Raw genomic sequence first — 15,905 nt, 5'->3', positions numbered from 1 at the left:
CCTCAGGCCCCGAACCGGCGATGCCGCCAGGCGTAGTCGCGCAGCGCGCGGAGAAAGTCCACGCGCCGGAATGCCGGCCAGTAAGCCTCGGTGAACCAGAATTCCGAATGCGCGGACTGCCACAGCAGAAATCCGGAAAGCCGCTGTTCACCGGACGTTCGGATAATCAAATCCGGATCCGGCTGGCCGGACGTGTACAGATGTTCCGAGATGTGGTCGACATCGAGGATTTTCGCGAGCTCGCGAATCGAAGTGCCCTCGTCGGCGTGCTGCAGGAGAAGTTTGCGGACGGCGTCGGCGATCTCCTGCCGCCCTCCGTAGCCGACCGCGATGTTCACCTCCATGCCCGAGTGGTTCTCGGTGCGCGCCGCGGCGGCGGTGAGCTTCTGCGCCACCTCGAGCGGCAGCAGGTCGAGCGCGCCGACGATGCGCAGCCGCCACGGCGCCTCGGCCCCGGCGAGTTCGTCGGTGACGTCGGTGATGATTTTCAGCAGCGGGGTGAGCTCGTCCGGATCCCGGTTGAGGTTGTCGGTGGAGAGCAGCCACATCGTCACGACCTCGACCTCGGCCTCCTGGCACCAGCTGAGGAAGTCGGCGATCTTCTTGGCCCCGGCGCGGTGCCCGTCGGCCACGTCGGTGAACCCGGCTTCGCGAGCCCAGCGGCGATTGCCGTCGAGCATGATCGCGATATGCCGCGGATGACGGCCCGCCGCTTGCTGGATCAGCCGGCGGCTGTAGATGCTGTAGACGACGTCGGACATGAAGGACCGGAGGCTCACGTCGCCCGAGCGTACGCACCCCTGGCTCAGGGGTGTGACGCGCCACGGGGGCTGGCGAAAAACCTACGGTCCCGTAACCTTGGGACGGTGAGCGTGACGATCGAACCCCCGCCCGCGCCCGAGGACACCCGTCCCCGGCTCCGCGGCCACATCCACTTCTGGTCGTTCTTCGGCGCGGTCGCCGCGGCCGCCACGCTGATCAGCCTCGCCGCGTCGACGGTCTCGCCGGTCGCCGCGCTGGCGACGTCCGTGTACGGCCTCACCGTGCTGGGCGTGTTCGGCGTGAGCGCGCTGTATCACCGCAGGCTGTGGAGCCCGCGCGCGTACAAGTGGATGAAGCGCGCCGACCACTCGATGATCTTCCTCTTCATCGCCGGCACGTACACGCCGTTCACCCTGCTGGCCATGTCGAAGCCGACGGGATACATCGTCCTGGGCATCGTCTGGGGCGGCGCGATCCTCGGGGTGGCGATGAAGATGCTGTGGCCGCACGCCCCGCGCTGGCTGGGGGTGCCGATCTACATCGCCCTCGGCTGGGTCGCGGTGTTCGTCCTGCCGGAGTTGCTGAGCCACGCCGGAGTCGCGGCTTTGGTGCTGCTGTGCGTGGGCGGCCTGTTTTATACGGTTGGGGCGGTTTTTTACGCGGTGAAGTGGCCGAATCACTGGCCGGAGACCTTCGGGTACCACGAGTTCTTCCACGCGTGCACGGTGCTGGCGGCGGTGTCGCATTACATCGCGATCTGGTTAGCGATGTACTCCTAGCCGCGGTGGGTCTTCCTCAGGCCGTCTCCAGGCCGTCACTCGACCTCCTGGAGACGGCCTGAGTCGTTTTGCGCGATCTCGGCCAGCTCAAGTTCAGCCGTTCAGCATCGGGGCCGCCAGGAACTGCTCCGGAACCGCGAACCCGTCCACCAGCGTCCGGGCATGTGGGCGCAACGCTCCGCACAGCGCGTTAACCGCCGCGGTCACCGCCTTCGAGCGGCTTGCGGAGATTCGTCCGTGTTCCAAGAACCACGCGCGGTCCGCTTCGATCGTTGACAGTGCGTACAGGTCGCACACCCGGTCCAACAGCGCAGCCGCGTCCGGGTCGGGGCAGGCAGCGACAGCGCGGGCGAAGGCGTCGAGGATCAACCTGTCCACGTGTACGCGGCCTGCGAGCAGCACATGGTCCTGTACGGAGTTGAAGACCCCGAAGGGATCCGAAGCAGCACGGCGGAGCCTGTTGGCCACACCGCTCAACACGTGCTCTTCGCGGTCCTCAAAGAGTCGCTGCTGCCACTCGCGGTCGAAGAGCACTGAAGCGTCGTCAGACTCCGTCAGGCGTTCTAGGAACTTCCGCGCGGCAGAGCGCTCCATGACGGTGTCCACCAGCTGCTCGGCGACGAACCGCGCGGTCGCCAGTGGGCTGAGGTCCTCGAAGTGTTCCTTGTACTGCGTCAGCAAGCCCTTCGCGACCAGCTGCAGCAACACGGTGTTGTCGCCTTCGAAGGTGGTGAAGACGTCAGTGTCGGCCTTCAGCCCGGCTAGCAGGTTTTCCGACAGGTAGCCGCTGCCGCCGCAGGCCTCGCGGGCGGTTTGGATCGTCGCGGTGGCGTGCCAGGTGTTCAGAGCTTTCAAGCCGGCGGCGCGGGATTCGAGTTCGCGTTGTTCTTCTTCCGGCGCGTCAGGGGCGATGTCGTGCAGGGCGGCGACCAGTTCCTCCTGCGCGAAGTGCAAAGCGTAGGTCTTCGCCAGTGCTGGCAGCAGTTTTCGCTGGTGTCCCAGGTAATCGAGGATGACGACCTCGTCGCCTTCCGGACGTTGGAACTGCCGCCGCTGGTCGCCGTAGCGGATGGCCAGGGTCAGGGCTCGTTGAGTGGCGCATCCGGCGCTGCCGCCGACGCTCACCCGGCCTCGGATGAGCGTGCCCAGCATCGTGAAGAAGCGGCGGCCGTCGCTTTCGATCGGGCTCGTGTAAGTACCGTCCTCGGCTACGTCGCCGAAGCGGTTCAGCAGCGCTTCCCTTGGCACGCGGACCTGATCGAAGGTCAACCGGCCATTGTCGACGCCGTTCAGACCGGCCTTCACGCCGCAGTCCGCGATGGTGACCCCAGGAGCGGGAGCGCCCGAATCGTCGCGGATCGGGACCAGGAAGGCATGCACGCCACGGGATTTGCCGCCGGTGATCAGCTGCGCGAAGACCACCGCGAGCTGTCCGTCGCGGGCGGCGTTGCCGATGTATTCTTTGGTGGCACCGGGATCCGGACTGTGCACGACGAACTCGCGCGCGGCCGGATCGTAGGTCGCGGTGGTGTGCAAGTGCTGGACGTCGGAGCCGTGGCCGTGTTCGGTCATCGCGAAACAGCCGAGCAGGTCCAGGTTCATGATGCGGCGCAAGTACTTCTCGTGGTGCGCCGAGGTGCCGAGCAGCTGCACCGCACCGCCGAACAGGCCCCACTGCACCCCGGCCTTGACCATCAGCGACAGGTCGCCGTAGCCGAGCATTTCGAACGACATCACCGAGCCGCCGACGTCGCTCAGCCCGCCGTACGCGGCGTCGAAGCCGAGCGCGGGGCGGTCGGTCTCGGCGAGTTTCCGCAGCTGGTCCAGTACCTGGACGCGATGCGCCTCGACGTCGAGACCGATCGTGTCACGGAACTTCTCCGCGCTCATCTGCGCGCGCACGTCTCGCTTCAACCCGCCCCAGCGTCCATCGAGGACTGCGGTCAACGCGTCCGGGTCGACTTTTTCAGGCACAGCAGGGACGTCCACGGTTCCTCCGATACAGCAGGCTGCCCTCAAGCCTGCCGCAGCGGAGGAAGTCCCGCAGATCAACTCAAGTCGGGCCCCTTCGACCGCAGGTCGTCGACCTTGGTCATCGCCTCGCGCAGTTCGCTCAGCCAGGCGTCCGCGTGCTCGCCGACCAGCCGCACCGCCCAGGCCAGCGCCTCGGACCGCGACCGCGCGACGCCTGCGTCCACGAGCGTGTCCAGGACCAGCCGTTCGGGCTGCCGCAGCCGGGTCATCACCGGCACCGACAGCGTCGTGAAGTGCACCTTCGTGCCGCCCAGCTTCGCACCCCACGCCACCTTGCGCTGGTAGCGGTGCTCGGCCTGGCGGGCGATCTCGATCCGCTCGTCGCGCGTTTCCTCGCGGAACCTGCTGATCCGCCCGTCCTCGGCGGCCGCGCGGGCCGCGTCGTCGGCGTAATCGCCGGTCAGCGCGGGCAGTTCGCCGACGACCAGGATCTCTTCGCGGTCCACGGTGATCTCCGGCTCACCGGTGAACCAGCCGTCCGGGAGCCGTCCGCCGAACCACGCCGCCGCGTCGTCCGCCGACGGCGTCTCGGCCTGCTGCCAGCCCCGGCCTTTCCAACCTCGCCCCATGACGTCCACCATCCTTGATTACATGATTACGTCACTACTGAAGCTACGCCGATTTCACCGGGGCAGGTAGCGCGTTCACCAGGGGCGGAATTCGTCAGAGCTGGGCGATGAGCTGGTCCACCGCGGTCACCGGGCGTTCGCAGACGTAGCCGCGGCAGACGTACGCCGCTGCTTTGCCGTCGACCAGCGGACGGTCGGCCAGCAGCGGGACGCCGGGCGCGTCCGGTTCGCCGCCGAGCACGATGCCGCCGCCGTGGATGTGCCGAGCAGCGGCGGTGACGAGTTCCGCGCGGTCCGCGCCGACCACTGCGACCTGCACCGGCCCGGCCTGCGCCGCTTCCGCCACCGACAGCCAGTGCCCGGCGAAACGCGGCACGCGCGCGGCCAGCAGACCGACGCGACGCAGCGCGAGTTCAGCGGCGTCTCGGTATCGCGCCGCCTGGTCAGGACCGGCCAGCGCGGACGCGGTGAGGAGCGCGCCAGCCAGTGCGGAAGCACCGGACGGGCTGGCGTTGTCCGTCGGATCGGAAGGCCGCTGCACCAGGACTTCGGCGTCGTCGGCGGTGTCGTGATACGCGCCCGGCGCGGAATCCGAGGCGAAATGCGCCAGTGCGACGTCCAACAGCCGGGTCGCTTCGGTGAGCCAGCGCGGTTCGCCAGTGGCCTGGTGGAGGGCGAGCAGACCGTCCGCGAGGCAGGCGTAATCCTCCAGCACGCCGACCGGAGCCCCGACCGCGCCGTCGCGCGAGCTGCGGCGGAGCCGTCCGTCCACGATGTGCAGGTCCAGCAGCAAAGTTGCCGCACCGCGAGCCAGTTCGATCCACTGTGGACGCTCCAGCGCGACGCCCGCTTCGGCCAGCGCGGAGATCGCGAGACCGTTCCAGGCCGCGACTACCTTGTCGTCCCGCCCTGGTTGCGGACGCTCCGCTCGCGCTTCGAGCAACGCTTGCCGGACGCGCTCGAATCGGCTGAAGTCGTCCGGATCCGCCCGCAGCTGAAGGGTTGACGCCCCTTCTTCAAAAGTGCCTTCTTCGGTGACGCTGAACAGCTCGGCCGCCCACGGACCGTCGTCTCCGAGCACGTCGTTGAGCTGGGCGGGAGTCCAGACATACGTCAATCCTTCGACGCCTTCGGTGTCCGCGTCGAGGGATGCGGCGAAACCTCCTTGCGGCGTAAGCAGATCGCGCTCGAGGAACTGGACGATTCCCTCCGTCACCCGACGGGCTGATACCGAACCACGGCGCGCGAGATGCGCGTAGACTCGGAGGAGCAACGCGTTGTCATACAACATTTTCTCGAAGTGGGGAACGATCCACTCCGCGTCCACGGAGTAGCGCGCGAACCCGCCGCCGAGCTGGTCGTGGATGCCGCCGCGAGCCATCGCCTCCGCCGCGGACTCGGCGAGGGTGTGCGCCTGCACCGAGCCGGTGCGCTCGTAGTGGCGCACCAGGAACTCCAGCACCATCGACGGCGGAAACTTCGGCGCGCCACCGAAACCGCCGTGCACGGTGTCTGCCTCCTGCGCGAGTTTCGTCACCGCTTCGGCCAACGCGTCGGCGTCGACGGCGGCTTCCTTCAACGGACCGCTCTGTTCGGCAAGGTGCCCGACGATCTGTTTCGCGCCCTCGCGCAGGTCGTCCGGCCGCTCCTCCCACGCCTCCGCGACCGCCACCAGCAACTGCGTGAACGACGGAATCCCCGGCCGCGGCGCGGGCGGATAGTAAGTGCCGCAATGGAACGGCTCGCCCTCGGGCGTGAGGAAGCAGGTCATCGGCCAGCCGCCCTGCCCGGTCATGGCCTGCGTGGCGGCCATGTAGACGGCGTCGATGTCGGGCCGCTCCTCGCGATCGACCTTGATGTTGACGAAATGCGCGTTCATCAGCGCCGCGGTGCCTTCGTGTTCGAAGGACTCATGCGCCATGACGTGGCACCAATGACAGGCGGCATAGCCGACGGACAGCAGAATCGGCACCCCGCGCCGGCGCGCCTCGGCCAGCGCTTCCGGACCCCACTCCCACCAATCGACCGGGTTCCCGGCGTGCTGCAGAAGATACGGAGACGTCGCTTCGGCGAGGCGGTTCGACATGCTGCCGAGTGTGCCTCATCCGGCGGGAGACCGGTCCCGCCCCTGCGGTAACAGTCTGCCGAGGGGTCGGTGACACGGACAAGCACGCGGCCGCGCAGGCGTTGCGCACGGCCGAGCCAGCGTCGTCGAAGGTCCTCGCGCGGGGCCGGTGGCATCCGGAAGCCTTGCTGGCACTTGGCGTACTCGAAGCCGCCATCCTGCTGGCCGGCGGTCCCGGGAGGGGCACGCCGGGCAGCCTGGTCCCGCTTTCGTGTGCACCCTCTGCGTCGCTACCCGTCCGGTGGTCCGGCGTCGTCAGCGCGTGCGGTCGCTGTCCCGCTCGGATAAGTGCGATTTTCCGGAAACCCGGCCCGATCCGAACCTCGCGGCCGCCCGCCTGGCAGTGGATTCAGCCATCCGCTCGCCGATCCGGTTCTCCAGCACCGCGGTCGACGGAGCCGATTACAAGTCGGTGAGCCGAGCCGCAACCCGCGCCGCGTCGTCCACCCTGTCTGCGGCTTAAGACAAACGGGGGATGCTCGCTGTTGACATCAGGACAATCGCCCTGGTCAGGTCCGGAAAAGCGCGAACTCCCCTGCAATTTGCAGTTAGCAGATGCAGACAGGGTTAATCGCGGCGACTAGAGTAACCATCCGGTGCCACACGGTGACCAGACACCTGAGCCCAGCGGCCCCGGACCGGTCTACGCAAGGGGAGGCGTACATCGTGGCCGACAATCAGCGCTCCAGCGTGCCCCCGGTGCAGAAATACGGCGGCGCGTCGTTCGAGACGATGGCGGTCGCGCCGTTGCTGGGCGACGGGTACTCGTACGACAGAGCAACGCTTGAAGAACTCGCGAAACTGTACGAAAGCCTCGCCGACAAGTATCGCCTCGATCGAGCGCACGCAGAAGTAATCGCGCGAACGAAACCACCCGGCCTGGACTCCGCCAGCGGGGAGAACGCGGCCATTTTCCGCGATTCCGGGAACTTCTTGCTGGGGTCGCTCGTCCAATGCGAGAACTATTGCCGGGAACAGGCCGAGAAATACCGTAAGGCGCTGCGGAAATACACCTCCGCCGAAGAAGAGAACTCGGCCGACCTCGGCAAGACCGGGGGGAACCTGTGAGACGCGCCCTCGTGCTCGCCGCGTTCGCCCTGTGCGCCGTCGCCGGCTGCTCGAGCACCGCGCCCGGGCAAGCCAAACCGGTCGAGCACCTCGATCAGCCGCCGAGCAAGCCGCCGGAAGACCAGGTGCCCGGCCCCGGCGTGCCGAAGGTGCAGAACCCGCTCGACATCACCCGGTTCCGGCAGAATCCCTGCGCCGCCTTGACGTCAGCGCAACTCGCCGAACTCCTCGGCGATGGCATCCGGGTGAACCCGGACCCGCACGGCCCCTCCGGGCCTGCCTGCGGATGGTTCTCCCGGGCGAAGATCGTCGTCCTTTTCCCCGCCATCGACAAATTGGGCCTGACTTCGGTCTATCGCGCCAAAGGCGGGGCCTACCCGTTCTTCCTGCCGCTCGCCCCGGTCGACGGGTACCCCATCGTCGCCTACGGCGTGGACGACCCCCGGGAGAGCCGCGGCGAATGCAACGTCGCGCTGGGAACCAGCGACCGGGAAACCGTCGAATTGTCGATCACGCAATCCCCGGCGCACAAAGGCGAGAAAGACCCGTGCGAATCCGCTCGAGGCGTCGCGGAGAAAGTGCTTGGCAATCTGCGAGGAGGACGCTGATGCCCCACCGGCCCATGACCCCGGCGGAGATTTACCACGCCATCACCGGCGGGCAAGGACCCGAATCGCTGGGGGAAACCCGGCATGCCGCGAAGGAACTCAGCAAGCGGCTGCTGGAGCGCACCGACGAGATCGCCGTCCTCGCGGAGAAAGTGCGGGCCGGGTGGCACGGAGTCACCGCCGAGCAGGCCGCGAACTCGGCCGCTCCGCTGATGGCCGCCTCCGCCGCCATCAGCACCAACCTGGTGTTCACCCAGAACGCGGCGGACGGGCAGCTATCGGCCTTTCAGACAGTCAAAAACTCCGTGCGGCCAGTGGGCGACCGGCCGGAACTCACCGCACAGGACGTGTACGACGTGCTCAACGGGCAGCCCGGCTATTTCGGCAAACTCGACCAATGGCAGGCCGACGCTCAGCACAACATCGACGCGTACACCGGTTATCACTCGACCACCGGGACGAATTCCGACCGCATTCCGGCGCGCTACGCGGAACTGAGCGATACCGGCGCGTCCGTCGATCTCGCCAGCACCAGCGCTCCGCCGAAAACGGTCGCGGGTCCGGGCGGGCCGAGCGGCAAACCACCCGACAAACACCATCCCGAGCCACCTCCTGCCGCGGCAGGACCGGTTCCGGAACCCCGTGCGCCGATACCCGGGGCAACCAGCGCCAGCCCAGCTGTCCACCGCGGCGGTCATGAGCCTGAGCCGGTCGGCAATCTCGCTTCCGCGCGACCACCGGAAGCAGTTGCCGCGCAACCAGAATCGGATGCAGTGACCGCGCGACCGGACTCGACCCGCACCAGTTCGGCCGAATCCAGTTCGCCCGCGTTGCCGCCCGGTTATCAGTTCGGGCCGTCCGGTCAGCCGGTCAATCCCCTCGTAACTGGCGGATTCGTACCGTTCGGCGTTCCCGCGCCAGGCAACGGCGGCAGTACCGGCGGCAGCCCCGGCGGTCTCGGCGCGGGAAACCGGGTCGATGCCCGCACCCCGGGCGAATCGGCGCAGACCCGCGGCAGCGCCGCCGGAACGCCAGGCGCGGCAGGGAAAAACGGCAGTGTCCTCGGCGGCGGAATACCCGGCAAAAGCAAGGAAGAAGACAAGGAGAGAACCGCTCCGCCCTACCTCCGGGAGTCCGAGGACGTCTTCGGCGGGACCGACGTCAAACCGACGCCTCCGGTGCTCGGGGACCGCTAGGTCGTCGGGGAGGAAGCGGTGCGCGCGACCGAACTGTCCCTCGACGCCCTCGTCGGCGCGCTTCGGGACGCTGGGTTCGCCGAGCCGCATCCGGTGTTTTCAGGGCAGCTTCGGTTCACCCCCGACGATCAGCGGCTCGACGAAGCGGTGCGCGCCGAGCTGGCCTGGCTTGGCCTGACTGAGCACGGACGGTTCGTCGACGAGTTCGAGGACCTGCTCTACGCGCTGGGCCGCGCCGACCTCGAATACGTCGCCCACGTCGAGAACCAGGACCTTCGCTACAGCGTGCTGGTCGCCGTCCGGGGGCGGACCGGGGTCAAGGCGTTGTGTTGCGGCGATCGGGTGCGGCTGAAGGTGCTCGACGGGACCCCGGCCGGTGCGCTGGTCGCGAGCCTGCCGCGGTACCGGCCCGCGCAGCTGAGCGCGTTCTCCCTGCCGCAGGAGGACTTCCAGGCGGATTTCTCCGCCGAGCGCAGCGCGGCCGTCCGCACAGTCGACGCTCTGTTCCAGCAGACCTGTTTCGGCGTCGGCGAGATAACCGTCGTCGCGCGCGAACCGGCCCGGCCCGGGCGTGCCGAAGCCGGGCCGCTCAGCTACCTCGACCTCACCGACGGCCGCGTCGCGTTCGAGGTCTCCGGGCCCGAGGGAAACCGGTACATCACGGTGCTGCCCGGCGAGGACAGCCTGCTCACGGCCAAGATCGCGGCACTCCGCGACGGGCTGGCCAGCTAGCTCCAGCCCCGTCGCCGGAGGTCAGTCGCTCTTCTTGGCCGCCGCCGCGTCCGGCTTCTTCTCCTCGACCGGCGCCGGAGCCTTCTCCGCACCGTCCTCGGCGGCTGGCTCGGCCGAGCCGGCTTCAGCCGCGGCGGCCTCTTCCTTGTCGAACGTCGCCGGCACCTTCTTCAGGTGCTTGCTCATCGACCGGACCAGGAAGACGACCGCGATCAGGAACAGGATCAGCACCAGCAGGCCGACCGGCGAGGACTTGCCGAAGTCCTCGCCCTGGCCGCCGTTGTCCCCGCTGTCCGGCTGCTGGGCCAGCACCAGCGCCGACGCGGTGAGCGGGACGACCGCGACGGCCGGCACACCGAAACTCATGGGCTCACCTTCTCCTTGATGCCTGCGAACAGATCGTCCTCCGGCAGCGTGCTGTCCACCAGGGAGCGGTTCAGCTCGTACTCCTCAGTGGGCCACACCTCGCGCTGGATCTCCAGCGGAACGGCGAACCAGCGGCTGGTCGGGTCGATCTGCGTGGCGTGCGCCTTCAGCGCCTCGTCGCGCACCTCGAAGTATTCCGCGCACTCGATCCGGGTCGTCACCCGCTCCATGATGTCGGCGCGGTCCGGGTCCCAGGACTTGAGCCACTCCTCGTACGGCGACTCCAGCCCGGCCTCCTTGAGCGCGGTGTCGAACGCCACCATCCTGGCCTTGGAGAACCCGTGCATGTAGTAGAGCTTGAGCGGCTGCCACGGCTCGCCGGCCTGCGGGAACCGCTCCGGGTCGCCGGCCGCGTCGAAGGCCGCCATCGACACCTCGTGCGTGCGGATGTGGTCCGGGTGCGGGTACCCGCCGTTCTCGTCGTACGTCGTGATGACGTGCGGGCGGAACTCGCGGATCACGCGCACCAGCGCCTCGGTGGACTCCTCCAGCGGGATCACCGCGAACGAGCCCTCCGGCACCGGCGGAAGCGGGTCGCCCTCGGGCAGCCCGGAGTCGATGAATCCCAGCCAGCGGTGGCTCACGCCGAGGATCTTCGCCGCGCGCGCCATCTCCTCGCGGCGGATCTCGGCCATGTTCGCCAACACGTCCGGCCGGTCCATGGCCGGGTTGAGGATGCTGCCCGCCTCGCCTCCGGTGCAGGTCACGACCATGACCTCGTGCCCCTCGGCGACGTATTTGGCCATCGTGGCGGCACCCTTGCTCGACTCGTCGTCGGGATGGGCGTGCACCGCCATCAGGCGCAGTCGCTGCTTGCGGTCTTCTGTTGTCAGCTCGTCGGCTCCCACCATGGTCCGAACGGCCCTTTCCTGTCCTGTTATTCCGTGACACCTGGTTGCGCCGCGGTAAACCGCCCCGGCTCCGCGCCGCCGGAACGGGTCGCGGATACTCGACCAGGGTGGTGCCCCGGACCGGCCGCACTGCCTATTGTCCCCAGGGGTACGACAAGTTTGACCGGAGGCCCGGATTTGCAGAGCGGGGAGACCGTGACCGCCGAGGGCGGCGCCGCTGCGGCGCGGCCCGCGGACCGGTACGGCACCGCGGGCAAGGGCAAGCCGTCGAAGCGCTGGCGGAGGTGGCTTTTCGTGGCCGTCGCGCTGGTCGTGAGCGGCGCGGTCGGCTTCGTCTACTACCTCAACCTCGGCAAGACGCCCATCGAGGCGGAACGCGTCGGCTTCAAGGAGCTGCCGAACGACGCGATGGAGGTCACGCTCAACGTCACCCGGGACGACGACGCCAAGCCCGGCGTGTGCGTTGTCCGGGTGCGCGACAAGTCCGGCGCGGAAAGCGGCCGCCGGGAGGTGCTGGTTCCCGCCGGGGCCGGCCACAGCAGGCTGAACACAGTGGTGAAGAGCATCGGGACCCCGGTGACCGCCGACGTGTTCGGCTGCTCGTATTCCATACCACGCTATCTGTCAACCCCGTAGCGGCCAACGGAGTGAATTGCGCGGCGAGCGTCCGCGCGGCGTGAAATGGACCGGCGTCGACCTGTCCTGCCGTGATACGCTCGTAGTTCAGCACGGCCCCCGACGGGCCGTGTTTTTCCTTTATCTCAACCGCGTGCGTACGCGGTGGCCGGCTTGTACACCCAAGCCTGGCAGGCCCTACGAGGAGATGGTGACCGTGAGCGACACCAAGGTGACCTGGCTGACCCAGGATGCCTACGACAGGCTCAAGCACGAGCTCGACGAAATGATCGAGAATCGTCCGGTCATCGCCGCCCGCATCAACGACAGCCGCGAAGAGGGCGACCTCAAGGAAAACGGCGGCTACCACGCGGCCCGCGAGGAGCAGGGCCAGGCCGAGGCCCGGATCCGGCACCTGCAGGAGCTGCTGCGCAACGCGAAGGTCGGCGAGGCTCCGGAGGACGACGGCACGGCGGGCCCCGGCAAGGTGCTCACCGTCAAGTACGACGGGGACGACGAGGAGGAGAAGTTCCTGCTCGCCACCCGCGAAGAGGGCGCGGAGGGCGAACTCGACGTCTACTCCCCCGAATCGCCGCTCGGCAAGGCGCTGCTCGGCGCCAAGGAGGGCGAGTCCCGCGAGTACGAGCTGCCCAACGGCAAAACCATGAAGGTCACCCTGGTCAAGGCGGTGCCCTACACCGAGTCCTGACTCGTCCCCGCCGAACGCGCGCCCGCCCGGTTTCCCCGTGGCCCGGCGCGCGTTCGGCGGTCTAGCGTGTCTTCCAGAGAAACTACTGGGAGGACACCCCGATGAGCACCGAACCGCTCTGCCTGACCTGCGGGACGCAGTACGCCGCCCCGCGAGCGGACTGCCCGATCTGCGAGGACGAACGGCAGTACGTGCCGGCCGGCGGGCAGAAGTGGACCGATCTGGCCACGCTCCGCGCGGACAGCGGGCTCAAGCCGAGGGTCGAGGAGCAGGGGCCGGGCCTCATCGGCATCGGCTCGGACCCGAAGTTCGCGATCGGCCAGCGCGCGCTGCTGGTCCGCGCGGAGAGCGGCAACTTCCTCTGGGACTGCTCCGCCTACCTCGACGACGAGCTGATCGGCAAGATCACCGAACTCGGCGGCATCACCGGCATCGCGATCAGCCACCCGCACTACTACACGACGATGGTCGAATGGGCGCGCGCCTTCGACGTCCCGGTCTACCTGCACGAGAACGACCAGCAGTGGATCGGCCGGCCGGACCCGTCGATCAAGCTGTGGACCGGCACGACGCTCGACGTCTCGCCGGATCTCCAGCTGATCAACCTCGGCGTGCACTTCGCTGGCGGCACCGTACTGCACTGGCCGGCCGGCGAAGAAGGCCGCGGCGCGCTGCTGACCGGCGACATCGTGCAGGTGATCCCGGACCGTACGCACGTCGGCTTCATGTACAGCTACCCGAACCTCATCCCGGAACGGCCGAGCGTCGTACGGCACGCGGCGGAACTGTTGGAGCCGTACGCCTTCGAAGCCATTTACGGCGCGTGGTGGGACGCCATCGTGCGTACGGACGGCCATGACGTCGTACAGCGCTCCGCGAAGCGCTATCTCACGTACGTGTCCTAGCAGTCCGCTCGAGCAACGGCCGTACGCGCGGCGGCACTGGTGTAGACAACGCGATCGAGGTCGACGTACGCAGGACATCCGGCACGCCAACCACTTCGTCAATGACGCGTTGCAGATCGTCGTTGTCACGCGCGACAAGGCGCACGAAGAGGTCGCCTTGTCCGGTGGTGGCGTGTACTTCGCACACCTCGTCGATCGCAGCCAGTGCCTCCGCGACGCCGGCGCGTTTGCCCTGCGCGATTTCCAGCACGGCGAACGCGGTGAGGCTGTACCCCATCGCGGCCAGATCGAGTTCCGGCGGAAAGCCGCCGAGGATGCCGCGTTCGGTGAGCCGGTCCAGCCGCGCCTGCACCGTGCCGCGCGCGACGCCGAGCCGGCGCGCGCATTCGAGCACGCCGAGGCGGGGCGAGTCGGTGAGCAACAGCAGCAGCCGCGCGTCGAGCGAGTCAAGCACCGGTTTTCTCCCTGCGCAGGTTGTCCAAGATGACCGAGCTTCTCCAGGATAAGCTGAACATATTGTCCAGCTGAAACGGAAACCGTTGCGCAGCTTGCCGGGCGCGACTCATGCTTCAGTGCATGACCTCCACGATGGATCCGCACGGCGCACTCGACGACGTCAGCTATGACCAGCTCCGCCAGCTCGTCGGACTGGTGGACCACGACGCCTCGACCGACCCGTTCCCGGTCAAGGCACTGGACGCGGTGGTGTTCATCGCGGGCAACGCCACCCAGACCGCGTGGTTCTACCAGGTCGCGTTCGGCATGCAGCTGGTCGCGTACTCCGGTCCCGAAACGGGACAGCTCGACCACAAGGCCTTCGTGCTCAAGTCCGGTTCCGCGCGCTTCGTGATCACCGGCGGCGTGAAGCCCGATTCCCCGCTGCTCGACCACCACCGCCGCCACGGCGACGGCGTGATCGACCTCGCGCTGGAGACCACCGACGTCGACAAGTGCGTCGAGCACGCCCGCAAGGAGGGCGCGACGATCCTGGAGGAGCCGCACGACGTCTCCGACGAGCACGGCACGATCCGCCGCGCGGCCATCGCGACCTACGGCGAGACCCGGCACACGCTCATCGACCGGTCCCGTTACCACGGCATCTACCTGCCCGGCTACGAGCCGCGCGAGGGCACCGTCAAGCGGCCCGAGGGCGCGCCGAAGCGGCTGTTCCAGGCGGTCGACCACTGCGTCGGCAACGTCGAACTCGGCAAGATGGACTACTGGGTCGACTGGTACCACCGCGTCATGGGCTTCGTGAACATGGCGGAGTTCGTCGGCGACGACATCGCCACCGAGTACTCGGCGCTGATGAGCAAGGTGGTGTCGAACGGCAACCACCGGGTCAAGTTCCCGCTCAACGAGCCGGCGATCGCGAAGAAGAAGTCGCAGATCGACGAGTACCTCGAGTTCTACGAGGGCGCGGGCTGCCAGCACATCGCGTTGGCCACCAACGACATCATCGCCACCATCACCGCGATGCGCGCCGCGGGCGTCGAGTTCCTCGACACCCCGGACTCGTACTACGACGACCCCGAGCTGCGCGCCCGGATCGGCGAGGTGCGGGTTCCGATCGAAACCCTGAAGGAGCACCGGATCCTGGTCGACCGCGACGAGGACGGCTACCTGCTGCAGATCTTCACCAAGCCGATCGGCGACCGGCCCACCGTGTTCTACGAGCTCATCGAGCGGCACGGTTCGCTCGGCTTCGGCAAGGGCAACTTCAAGGCCCTGTTCGAGGCCATCGAGCGGGAGCAGGAGCGCCGCGGCAACCTCTGATCCGCTCGCTTCCCTCTTTCCCCGGCCCGTCCGCGTACCTCGCGGGCGGGCCGTTTATATTACGGCGCGCAACCAGAAGTTCGCGTACAGTAGTCGACATCAAGGATGAAACCGCGCCGCGCGGACAATTCGGAACCGCGCGGAACCGACGGGGTCGCGCGTCCGTCATTCTGGAGGAGTCACCGCGGAGAAAGGGGCCCGATGCCGGACAGCATCGACGCCAGCGAGCAGATGATCGAGGGCTGGACCAAACAGCTCCAGCAGACCGCTGCCCGCTACCAGGCGATGGCCGAGCGCATGCAGGGCCAGACCGTCACCGAGCGGTCGAAGGACGGTGCGGTCGAGGTCACCGTGGACGCCAAGGGGCTGTTGAAGAACCTGGTGCTCGCGGACTCCGCGGCGAGCAAGAAGATGGCCGAGGTTTCCGCCGAGGTGATGCGGCTCGTGCAGCGCGCCCAGGCCCGGATCCCGGAGCTGTTGCGGCAGGCCGCGGCCGAGACCGTGGGCGGCGACGAGACCACGGAAACGCTGGTGGCCGACGCGCAGAAGACGTTCCCCGCACCGCCCGCCGAGGAACCGGCCGAGTCCGCGTCCGACCGGGTGCGCCGGTTTTTGCCGGAGGACGCCGAAGAAACGGGTGCCGCCGCGCCGCGTCCGGCGACGCCACCGCCACCGCCTCAGCAGCAACGCCGCCGCCGGAGTTCGTCGGACGAGGACGACGACTTCGGCGGATCGATCCTGTCCTGAGTC

17 protein-coding genes are annotated in these 15,905 nt (G+C 68.1%); 10 read left to right on the top strand and 7 right to left on the bottom strand.

The features are described 5' to 3' along the window. Positions 1-2: 2 nt before the first annotated feature. Positions 3-761, bottom strand: coding sequence for an isoprenyl transferase (locus tag F9C12_RS30185; RefSeq protein WP_037367822.1), 759 nt, complete (start codon positions 759-761; stop codon positions 3-5). A gap of 105 nt (positions 762-866) precedes the next feature. On the opposite strand from F9C12_RS30185, the gene trhA reads away from it, so the two are divergent. After that, complete coding sequence (gene trhA / locus F9C12_RS30180) at positions 867-1,541, top strand: PAQR family membrane homeostasis protein TrhA (protein WP_409185149.1); 675 nt, start codon at positions 867-869, stop codon at positions 1,539-1,541. 93 nt (positions 1,542-1,634) lie between these two features. Here trhA and F9C12_RS30175 read toward each other — a convergent pair whose 3' ends face one another. From F9C12_RS30175 to F9C12_RS30165, 3 genes are all read right to left on the bottom strand, one after another. Further along, entirely contained in the window at positions 1,635-3,530 is a 1,896-nt protein-coding gene (locus F9C12_RS30175) for an acyl-CoA dehydrogenase (RefSeq protein ID WP_409462618.1), read from the bottom strand. 59 nt (positions 3,531-3,589) lie between these two features. Further along, a complete protein-coding gene (locus F9C12_RS30170; protein WP_409462617.1) occupies positions 3,590-4,144 on the bottom strand; it encodes a hypothetical protein in 555 nt (184 codons plus the stop codon). A gap of 94 nt (positions 4,145-4,238) precedes the next feature. Then, entirely contained in the window at positions 4,239-6,230 is a 1,992-nt protein-coding gene (locus tag F9C12_RS30165; RefSeq protein ID WP_409185136.1) for a thioredoxin domain-containing protein, read from the bottom strand. A 645-nt stretch (positions 6,231-6,875) separates the two neighbouring features. Between F9C12_RS30165 and F9C12_RS30160 the strand changes: the two genes are divergently transcribed. From F9C12_RS30160 to F9C12_RS30145, 4 genes are read left to right on the top strand one after another with little or no spacing between them, the layout of a single operon-like run. Further along, a complete protein-coding gene (locus tag F9C12_RS30160; RefSeq protein ID WP_409462616.1) occupies positions 6,876-7,337 on the top strand; it encodes a hypothetical protein in 462 nt (153 codons plus the stop codon). After that, entirely contained in the window at positions 7,334-7,945 is a 612-nt protein-coding gene (locus F9C12_RS30155; protein WP_409185133.1) for a DUF3558 domain-containing protein, read from the top strand. Before F9C12_RS30160 ends, F9C12_RS30155 begins: the two co-directional genes overlap by 4 nt. Beyond that, the gene (locus F9C12_RS30150) at positions 7,945-9,141 is read left to right on the top strand and encodes a hypothetical protein (protein WP_409462615.1); all 1,197 of its coding nucleotides are present in this window, start codon (positions 7,945-7,947) and stop codon (positions 9,139-9,141) included. Before F9C12_RS30155 ends, F9C12_RS30150 begins: the two co-directional genes overlap by 1 nt. An 18-nt stretch (positions 9,142-9,159) precedes the next feature. Beyond that, positions 9,160-9,873, top strand: coding sequence for an ESX secretion-associated protein EspG (locus F9C12_RS30145; RefSeq protein ID WP_409462614.1), 714 nt, complete (start codon positions 9,160-9,162; stop codon positions 9,871-9,873). Between the two features lie 21 nt (positions 9,874-9,894). Here F9C12_RS30145 and F9C12_RS30140 read toward each other — a convergent pair whose 3' ends face one another. Both F9C12_RS30140 and mca read right to left on the bottom strand, forming a co-directional pair. Beyond that, complete coding sequence (locus F9C12_RS30140) at positions 9,895-10,239, bottom strand: hypothetical protein (protein WP_409462613.1); 345 nt, start codon at positions 10,237-10,239, stop codon at positions 9,895-9,897. Further along, positions 10,236-11,150, bottom strand: coding sequence for a mycothiol conjugate amidase Mca (gene mca, locus F9C12_RS30135; protein ID WP_409185129.1), 915 nt, complete (start codon positions 11,148-11,150; stop codon positions 10,236-10,238). Before mca ends, F9C12_RS30140 begins: the two co-directional genes overlap by 4 nt. Positions 11,151-11,327: 177 nt before the next feature. Between mca and F9C12_RS30130 the strand changes: the two genes are divergently transcribed. From F9C12_RS30130 to F9C12_RS30120, 3 genes are all read left to right on the top strand, one after another. Then, positions 11,328-11,786, top strand: a complete 459-nt coding sequence (locus tag F9C12_RS30130) for a DUF4307 domain-containing protein (protein ID WP_409186892.1) — start codon at positions 11,328-11,330, stop codon at positions 11,784-11,786. A 187-nt stretch (positions 11,787-11,973) separates the two neighbouring features. Then, positions 11,974-12,474, top strand: coding sequence for a transcription elongation factor GreA (gene greA, locus F9C12_RS30125; protein ID WP_409462612.1), 501 nt, complete (start codon positions 11,974-11,976; stop codon positions 12,472-12,474). Positions 12,475-12,575: 101 nt separating this feature from the next. Further along, positions 12,576-13,379, top strand: a complete 804-nt coding sequence (locus F9C12_RS30120; RefSeq protein ID WP_409462611.1) for an MBL fold metallo-hydrolase — start codon at positions 12,576-12,578, stop codon at positions 13,377-13,379. Here F9C12_RS30120 and F9C12_RS30115 read toward each other — a convergent pair. Then, complete coding sequence (locus F9C12_RS30115; protein WP_009083170.1) at positions 13,363-13,833, bottom strand: Lrp/AsnC family transcriptional regulator; 471 nt, start codon at positions 13,831-13,833, stop codon at positions 13,363-13,365. The two genes, F9C12_RS30120 and F9C12_RS30115, sit on opposite strands and share 17 nt — an antisense overlap. Before the next feature lie 122 nt (positions 13,834-13,955). Here F9C12_RS30115 and hppD point away from each other — a divergent pair, with 122 nt between their 5' ends. Both hppD and F9C12_RS30105 read left to right on the top strand, forming a co-directional pair. Further along, on the top strand, positions 13,956-15,155 hold the full coding sequence (gene hppD, locus F9C12_RS30110; RefSeq protein ID WP_409185126.1) for a 4-hydroxyphenylpyruvate dioxygenase: 1,200 nt from the start codon (positions 13,956-13,958) through the stop codon (positions 15,153-15,155). 201 nt (positions 15,156-15,356) lie between these two features. Next, a complete protein-coding gene (locus F9C12_RS30105) occupies positions 15,357-15,902 on the top strand; it encodes a YbaB/EbfC family nucleoid-associated protein (protein ID WP_409185125.1) in 546 nt (181 codons plus the stop codon). The last annotated feature ends 3 nt before the right edge of the window (positions 15,903-15,905 follow it).

Origin of the sequence: Amycolatopsis sp. GA6-003, from assembly GCF_046267895.1 — a bacterium.
Classification (GTDB): Bacteria; Actinomycetota; Actinomycetes; order Mycobacteriales; family Pseudonocardiaceae; genus Amycolatopsis.
The sequence above is the reverse complement of the archived record's forward strand: the minus strand, read 5'-3'. Positions and strand labels throughout refer to the sequence as shown.

Bases quoted from the DNA above. Each gene is read 5' to 3' on its own strand.
- F9C12_RS30105 (WP_409185125.1), top strand. From the start codon at position 15,357: ATGCCGGACAGCATCGACGCCAGCGAGCAGATGATCGAGGGCTGGACC.
- F9C12_RS30165 (WP_409185136.1), bottom strand. From the start codon at position 6,230: ATGTCGAACCGCCTCGCCGAAGCGACGTCTCCGTATCTTCTGCAGCAC.
- F9C12_RS30185 (WP_037367822.1), bottom strand. From the start codon at position 761: ATGTCCGACGTCGTCTACAGCATCTACAGCCGCCGGCTGATCCAGCAA.
- F9C12_RS30120 (WP_409462611.1), top strand. From the start codon at position 12,576: ATGAGCACCGAACCGCTCTGCCTGACCTGCGGGACGCAGTACGCCGCC.
- F9C12_RS30150 (WP_409462615.1), top strand. From the start codon at position 7,945: ATGCCCCACCGGCCCATGACCCCGGCGGAGATTTACCACGCCATCACC.
- F9C12_RS30140 (WP_409462613.1), bottom strand. From the start codon at position 10,239: ATGAGTTTCGGTGTGCCGGCCGTCGCGGTCGTCCCGCTCACCGCGTCG.
- hppD (WP_409185126.1), top strand. From the start codon at position 13,956: ATGACCTCCACGATGGATCCGCACGGCGCACTCGACGACGTCAGCTAT.
- F9C12_RS30170 (WP_409462617.1), bottom strand. From the start codon at position 4,144: ATGGGGCGAGGTTGGAAAGGCCGGGGCTGGCAGCAGGCCGAGACGCCG.
- greA (WP_409462612.1), top strand. From the start codon at position 11,974: ATGGTGACCGTGAGCGACACCAAGGTGACCTGGCTGACCCAGGATGCC.
- mca (WP_409185129.1), bottom strand. From the start codon at position 11,150: ATGGTGGGAGCCGACGAGCTGACAACAGAAGACCGCAAGCAGCGACTG.